Annotated in this window: 7 protein-coding genes; all 7 read right to left on the reverse strand. The window is 58.0% G+C overall.

All coding sequences use genetic code 11. The annotated features are described in order from the left end of the window. Positions 1 to 96 precede the first annotated feature (96 nt). The gene (locus tag JJ869_RS08810; protein ID WP_292266219.1) at positions 97 to 1,401 is read right to left on the reverse strand and encodes an ATPase; all 1,305 of its coding nucleotides are present in this window, start codon (positions 1,399 to 1,401) and stop codon (positions 97 to 99) included. A 98-nt stretch (positions 1,402 to 1,499) separates the two neighbouring features. Next, positions 1,500 to 1,991 carry a prepilin peptidase gene (locus JJ869_RS08815; RefSeq protein ID WP_292266221.1) on the reverse strand — a complete coding sequence of 164 codons (492 nt, stop codon included), beginning with the start codon at positions 1,989 to 1,991 and terminating at the stop codon, positions 1,500 to 1,502. 5 nt (positions 1,992 to 1,996) lie between these two features. Beyond that, on the reverse strand, positions 1,997 to 2,857 hold the full coding sequence (locus tag JJ869_RS08820; RefSeq protein ID WP_292266224.1) for a tetratricopeptide repeat protein: 861 nt from the start codon (positions 2,855 to 2,857) through the stop codon (positions 1,997 to 1,999). 27 nt (positions 2,858 to 2,884) lie between these two features. Beyond that, entirely contained in the window at positions 2,885 to 3,445 is a 561-nt protein-coding gene (locus JJ869_RS08825) for a tetratricopeptide repeat protein (RefSeq protein WP_292266226.1), read from the reverse strand. Further along, the gene (locus JJ869_RS08830) at positions 3,442 to 4,428 is read right to left on the reverse strand and encodes a type II secretion system F family protein (RefSeq protein WP_292266228.1); all 987 of its coding nucleotides are present in this window, start codon (positions 4,426 to 4,428) and stop codon (positions 3,442 to 3,444) included. The genes JJ869_RS08825 and JJ869_RS08830 overlap by 4 nt, the downstream gene beginning before the upstream one ends. Before the next feature lie 10 nt (positions 4,429 to 4,438). After that, positions 4,439 to 5,407 (reverse strand): type II secretion system F family protein, encoded by a 969-nt coding sequence (locus tag JJ869_RS08835; RefSeq protein WP_292266230.1) that lies wholly within the window; start codon positions 5,405 to 5,407, stop codon positions 4,439 to 4,441. 2 nt (positions 5,408 to 5,409) lie between these two features. After that, the gene (locus JJ869_RS08840; RefSeq protein WP_292266232.1) at positions 5,410 to 6,852 is read right to left on the reverse strand and encodes a CpaF family protein; all 1,443 of its coding nucleotides are present in this window, start codon (positions 6,850 to 6,852) and stop codon (positions 5,410 to 5,412) included. Between the last annotated feature and the right edge of the window lie 152 nt (positions 6,853 to 7,004).

Here is a 7,004-nt window from a genome sequence, read left to right on the forward strand (position 1 = left end):
TGCGTTTTTTGCGTGGCGTCACGTGTGGCTGATCCGGGATGCGGACGCGTGGACGCGACCGCGATTTCCAGTCAACTGGAAATCGGACCGTTGCGCTTATTTGACGATCTTTTCGTCTTTCACGAACATGTTGGCCCATGCACGATCAATCAGTTCCGGTGTCATCTTGTAGGGCCAGCCCTCGAAATTACACACTGCGATCATCTGGTCGATCAGGAAGACAGGCTGATAGTTCGCGTAGACGTTCTTGATCGTCGGGTATTTGTTCTTGAGAAGATGGATCAGCGACTTTTCACACAGCACCATCTTCTTTTTCTTCGCCACCATCGAGAAGATCTTGAGGAAGTTCTGCTGGTCCGGCCCGTCGATCTTGATCTTGAAGAAGATCCGGCGCAGGGCGGCTTGGTCGAAGATTTCGTTCGGATGGAAGTTGGTCGAGAAGATCACCAGCGTGTCGAACGGGACTTCGAATTTTTCACCAGACTGCAAGGCAAGGATGTCGCGCGCTTCTTCCAGCGGAACGATCCAGCGGTTGACCAGTTTCTGTGGTGGTTCTGCCTGACGGCCAAGGTCGTCGACGATGAAGATACCGCCGGTGGATTTGAGCTGCAGCGGCGCCTGATATGTGCGCGCGGTCGGGTTGTAGACGAGGTCAAGCATGTCGAGCGACAGTTCGCCCCCGGTGATCACCGTGGGACGCGCGCAGAGCACATAGCGTGTGTCGAAGCGGTTGGTCAGGCGAAGCCCGGTGGACGCGCCCGCGTTTTCCGCTGCGCTGTGGACAATCGGGTCATAGACCGTGATCACCTGACCAGCATATTCGATCGCGTGGGGGACATAAATCTTGTCACCCATCGCGTCGCGGATGCCGTTCGAGATCGAGGATTTCCCGTTCCCCGGCGGTCCATACATCAGGATCGACCGGCCTGCGCCGACGGCAGGGCCAAGATTGCCAAGCAGGTCCGGCGGCAGGATCAGATGTCCCATCGCGTCGGTCAATTGCTGGCGCGAGATATGGATGTTGCGGATCGACTGGCGCTTGACCTGTTCGGAATAAACCGCCAGCGGCACCGGCATCGCGCCGTAATATTCGGACTGTGCCAAGGCGTCCAACGCGCGGGCCTTGCCCGCGTCGGTGAGCTGATACCCCATTTCAGAGCCGTTGTTCGCGTTCAGCGTGCCGGTGGCCTCAAGAAGCAACTGGCCGCGTGCCAGATCAATAAGCTCCTGCGTGATCGGCACCGGAAGACAGACGCTTTGCGCCACAGCGGTCGCCGTCGACACGTTCTTGCGGAACATCGTTTTCAGCAGGATGTCACGCATCATGACAGGCTGCAGCTTCATGTCTTCCATGCGCTTGGGCGGAGGAGGCGCCATGACGGCGCTGGTCTGCATGTTCATTGATAGCCCCGGATCGATTCAGCCAGATTTGTCTCTGGCTGACCGTGGCAGGCCAATGTGGCAACAGAAGGGCTGGGGCTGGACAGGTTCTTGGCAGGTTACCTGCCGAACCACGCTCCGAAGCCGAGATAGAGCGCGAGAGTTCCGCCAAGGGCCATGCCCATCGGGAACTTGGGGTTCGTCCAGCTTTTCCAGTGGGGCGCAAAGTTCCGCAGGGCGGTGTACTTGGCGATGCGGTGGGCCAGAAAGGCGGCAAGAATGTTCGCCGCAAAGAGCGCCATGAGCAGCCGCAGATCACCAACATGAATGAAGGGGGCGGCGGCGGCGGCGAATTTGGCGTCGCCAGCCCCCATCGCACCGCCCGCATTCAGGGCGATCCCCGCCACCAGCACGACAATCAGATGCACATAGCGCCACAGATAGACGTCGAAGGGCAGGGCGATCAGCCCGACAACCGCGTAGACCACAAACAGCATCACGACAATCACGTTCGGAATGCGCATGTCGCGCATGTCCGAGAAGGTCACATAGACACACAAAGGGAGCACAAGAGGCAGAAACACCAGAGCCGAGAACGCCGAGATATCCATGCGGCTTAGTTCACGACATTGGATTCAAGCGCTTTCAGGCTGCGGGCGGCCGCTTCGAAATGCTGCGGATGGGTGTCGATCGCTTCGCGCATCAGACCCTGTCCGGTCACCACGTCGCCCCGCTTTACGGCAGCAAGGCCCATCGTGTGCAACAGTTCGGCCCGTTCGATCTGGGTCATGGGAACCACAGGCAGCACGTAATTGCCCTGTGCGCCCCGCGCCAGAACGAGATTGTTTTTTGCGGTGAAAAGAGAGTCGTCGTTTCGGATCGCCTCGGTGAAAAGCCGTTCAGCGCCCGAGTAATCTCCGCGGGTCAGCTTTGAGAAACCCCAGTTGTTCATTACAGAGGCCGGCGTGGTGGTCAGACCAACGGCGGTTTCGTAGAAACTGTCGGCCTTGTCCCACTGTTGTTTGCTGTCGGCGATCATCGCCTCAAGGCGGTACCGTTTGAAGGTTTCGTGGGTCGGCGGAATGGCGTTCAGCACTGTTTCAGCGCGATCCCATTCATTGTTGCGGATCAGGGCGTCGGCCAGTTCGACCCGGTCGTCATTGGTTGATGCGTCGTTGTCCACAACCCGTGCCCATGCGGCAACACCTTCGGTATGCCGTTTGGCGCGGATCAGGGAGAGGGCCAGACCACGCGCAAGGTCGATGCGGTCTGGCTCGGCGCTGCTGGCGCGTTGGAAATAGGCCACCGCTTCGTTCGGATCGGACACCGACAGCATGACTTCGTTCAGGTTGGTGCCGTCAATGACGTTCACGCCCTGAAATTCACGGTCGACCGCTTCGGTATCAATGCCTTGCTCGCACCCGGAAAGCGCGAATGCCTCTGTTACACATAGGGTCACGATAAAGGGATGGCGCATTTTTGCGTCCTTTACTGCTCTGCCTCATTACTGTGTCGGGCGGATTAGAAAGTCACTGCTGCCGCGCCGCACAAGTTTGTATTCTTGTTCTATTTCCGCATCATACTGCGAATTTTCCAATTTTGCGAGAGCCAAGCGCAGATTATCCCGAATTGCAACACTTTCGCCATTATCGAGCGCAAATGCCCTGCGAAACACCTGTGCGGCCTCGGCTGTTTCGTTCTTTTCGATCAGGACAACACCCAGATTGTTCCAGGCATCTGGGCTTTCGGGGGCATCTTTCGTTGCCCGCCGGAGCAGATCTTCCGCCTGGTTGAGCCGGCCCAGAGCAAGGTTGGCCGATCCCAGTGACAAAAGCACTTCGGGTGTCAGGCCCTGTTCGGCTGCCGCAAGGCTGAACGAGCTCAGCGCAAGTTCGTATTCCCCCGCCGCCATAAGGCGGTGCCCCACGGTCAGCTGGTCAACGACCGCGCCTCTTGGATCGACACTGGGCGCGAAGACCGCATCGTCAGACGTGGAAAAGCCGCCCGGTGTACAGGCGGCCAATCCGATCAGAAAGAGTGCGGGCCAAACCCGCGCTAAAGTCATTGCCCCATCGAGCTCCCGAGACTTCCGAGCTGCTGAATGCCGACGACCGAAGGACCCACGAGGATGATCAACAGCGGCGGCACCGTCAGCATCATTGTGGTCAATGTCATTTTGGTTGGCAACTTGTTAGCCTTTTCTTCGGCACGCATGACGCGTTTGTCGCGCATTTCTGCCGCATAGACCCGGAGAGCATCGGAAATCGGAGTACCGAAGCTTTGGCTTTGGTTGAGAACGGTCACGAAGGACATCACGTCCTGCACGCCGCAGCGCTCGCCCATGTCATTGAGAACGGTCGTTTTGTCCTTGCCCGCCTTCATCTCGTGGCTGACCAGTTCGAATTCATCGGCAAGGCTGGGATAGGAGGCGCGCAACTCCTTGCTGACGCGCACGATGGCCTGATCCATCGATTGACCCGCTTCGACGCAGACCAGCATCATGTCGAGACTGTCGGGGAAACCGCTTTCAATCTCTTCCTGACGCTTCTGAACCCGGCTGGTGATCCAGTATTTCGGGAACATGTATCCGGCGGCACCCGGCCCGAGCGTATACATCACCGTCTGCTGCGTGGTGGCATTGGACGGATCAAGGATCAGGTAGAAATACGCGACGCCAACGATCAGGCCACCGATCCCCAGCACAAACTGCGAGAAATAGTAAAGCTGAACGGCGTCCTTGGTCCGGTAGCCCGCCTGCAAAAGCTTCATCCGAACGTCGGACAGTTCTTTCGCGTCCTGCGGTTCGAGGAACTGGGCGTATTTGTTGAGCTTCTGGTTCTTCTGCTTGTCCCGCAGAACGGCGCGTGTGGCCGCGTCGACCTGTTGACGGCCCGACGATTGGTTGTTCAGGCGGTCCATCGGGTTGGAGCGCGACATGAAGAACATCGGAATCGCGAGGATCAACAGCAGTATACCCAGACCGGCGATGAGGATCATCGGACCGGCGGGCCCAAACATGTTGACGGCGAATTGGTTGAAGGCTTGCATGTTCCGGTCCTCAGACTTTGATATTCACGAGCGCACGCATGACGATCAGGTTGGCCACAAGGAAGGCGCCAACGACGAAACATGCCGGGATGAACCACGGGTGGTCGATCACCTCGTCGTAGTAGTTGGGGTCGGTCAACTGAATGACGATCAGTGCGCCCACAGGGAAACCGGACAGGAACTTGCCGGACCATTGCGCCTCGGCGGTGATGGCTTTCACCCGGCGGAAAAGGCGGAAACGGGCGCGGATCACCTTGGCCAGACCTTCGAGGATCTCGGCCAGGTTTCCGCCTGACTGTTGCTGGATCGAAACAGCAACCGCAAGGAAGCGCAAATCCTGCATATCAAGACGTTCCGCCATGGCTTTCAATGCTTCGCCGATGTCACGGCCGTAGCTCGACTCGTCCGCAATCAGACCGAACTCGGTTGCCAGCGGGTCCTTGATTTCCTTGGACACGATCGAAATCGCCGAAGAAAACGGGTGACCCACCCGCAGAGAGCGCACCATCAGTTCTACCGCGTCGGGCAACTGTTCTTCGATCAGGCTGATGCGTTTCTTGGCTTTGCTGTTGATCCAGAAGAACACACCGCCGACACCCATCGCCAATCCCATGACGACACGTACCGCAAGACCGGCCTCTGTGCCCACAGTCAAACCGGCGAAAGCGACAATGCTGACGCCGATCATCACCATGATCAACTGCTTTGGCGTGAAGGCAATGGCGGCCTTCTGCGCCCGGTCCGCAAGGATCGAATACAGAGGAAGACCGCGTGACTGCATGTGCTGGTCCATCTCCTTGCGGAGCTTTGCCAGCACTTCGTCGCGCTTGGTGCCCTTGTCGAGCATCTCAAGACGTCGGTTGACCCGCTTGTTGAGGCTGATCGATTTGCCGAAAGCGACAAGATAGACGCCCTCCACAAGAACGAGGACGGCAATGAAGATCAGGCCGTAGACGATCGGTTCTGCGCTAAGTGTCATGGTCAGTGGTTCCCGTTGAAGGGTTCATAGATCGACGGGGGCAGGTCGTAGCCCCACATCTTGAAGCGTTCGGCATAGTTGGACCGCACGCCTGTCGCCGTGAAATGGCCGATGATCTTGTTTTCCGGGGTCAGGCCGACCCGCTGGAAACGGAAGATTTCCTGCATGGAAATCACTTCGCCTTCCATCCCGGTGATCTCGGTGATCGAGGTCATGCGACGCGAGCCGTCCTGCAGACGCGAGGCTTGTACGATCAGGTTCACAGCCGATGAGATCTGAGAACGCATCGCTTTCAGCGGCATCTCGATCCCGGCCATGGCAATCATGTTCTCCAGACGGCTGACACCGTCGCGGGCAGAGTTGGCGTGGATCGTCGTCATCGATCCGTCGTGGCCGGTGTTCATGGCCTGCAACATGTCGATCACTTCCTCGCCGCGCGTTTCGCCGACGATGATGCGGTCGGGGCGCATACGCAGCGCGTTCTTGAGACAGTCGCGCGGGGTAACCGCACCTTTGCCTTCAACGTTGGGTGGACGGCTTTCCATCCGGCCCACATGGGTCTGCTGCAGCTGAAGTTCCTCCGTATCCTCGATCGTCAGTATGCGTTCGCTGTCGTCGATGAAGGAAGACAGCGCGTTGAGCGTCGTCGTCTTACCCGAACCTGTACCGCCCGACACGATGATGTTCAGACGTGTCGCCACGGCGGCCTGAAGGTAGACGGCCATTTCTTCGGTGAAGGCCCCGAAGGCGACGAGATCGTCGATGCTCAGCTTGTCGGTCTTGAATTTACGGATCGAGACGAGCGATCCGTCGACTGCAATCGGCGGCACCATCGCGTTGAAACGCGATCCATCCTGCAAACGGGCGTCCACGTAAGGGTTCGATTCATCGACGCGGCGACCCACGGCGGACACGATCTTGTCGATGATCCGCATCAGGTGCTTTTCATCTTTGAACGTCACATCGCTGAGTTGCAGTTTACCGCTGCGTTCGACGAAGATCTGGTGTGGGCCGTTGACGAGAATATCGCTGACAGTCTCGTCCTTGAGAAGCGTTTCAAGGGGCCCAAGCCCCTTCACTTCGTCATAAAGTTCCTGATTCAGGGCGATCCGCTCTTCGCGGTTGAGCACCATGCCTTTTTCCTGAAGGCTTTCGTTGGTGATCGCGCCAATTTCTTCCTTGAGCTGGCTTTCCGTCGCCTGATCCAGAGCGGCAAGGTTCAGGTTGTCGAGAAGGGCGCGGTGCAGTTCAAGCTTGATTTCGCCAAGACGTTCCTTGCGTTTCTTGTCCCGGTCCGCCGATTCAGAAACGGCAGCCTTTTTCGGCAGCACCTTGCGCAACGACTTGGTCGCACTCGGGGCATTCGCCGGAGTTTCGGCCGTGTTGGCAGCGACTTTGGCTGCGGGGGCGACCTCGACAGCCGACTTTTTGTAACGCGAAAACATCCGTGTTCTCCTCAGTCGACCTTGAACAAGGCAATTCAGGCTGTGACGGGTGTGTATAGCGGCTGATTGCGGGGAGCTTTGGTTTCCAAATTTTGGATTGCGTTGAGAATAGCAGCGAGCAGATAGACCAAAAGAGACCTGAGATACCTCAG

Source organism: Marivita sp. (genome assembly GCF_017643905.1).
Lineage (GTDB): Bacteria > Pseudomonadota > Alphaproteobacteria > Rhodobacterales > Rhodobacteraceae > Marivita.

Coding starts and splice junctions, on each gene's coding strand:
- JJ869_RS08810 (WP_292266219.1), bottom strand. CDS start 1,401: ATGAACATGCAGACCAGCGCCGTCATGGCGCCTCCTCCGCCCAAGCGC.
- JJ869_RS08815 (WP_292266221.1), bottom strand. CDS start 1,991: ATGGATATCTCGGCGTTCTCGGCTCTGGTGTTTCTGCCTCTTGTGCTC.
- JJ869_RS08820 (WP_292266224.1), bottom strand. CDS start 2,857: ATGCGCCATCCCTTTATCGTGACCCTATGTGTAACAGAGGCATTCGCG.
- JJ869_RS08825 (WP_292266226.1), bottom strand. CDS start 3,445: ATGACTTTAGCGCGGGTTTGGCCCGCACTCTTTCTGATCGGATTGGCC.
- JJ869_RS08830 (WP_292266228.1), bottom strand. CDS start 4,428: ATGCAAGCCTTCAACCAATTCGCCGTCAACATGTTTGGGCCCGCCGGT.
- JJ869_RS08835 (WP_292266230.1), bottom strand. CDS start 5,407: ATGACACTTAGCGCAGAACCGATCGTCTACGGCCTGATCTTCATTGCC.
- JJ869_RS08840 (WP_292266232.1), bottom strand. CDS start 6,852: ATGTTTTCGCGTTACAAAAAGTCGGCTGTCGAGGTCGCCCCCGCAGCC.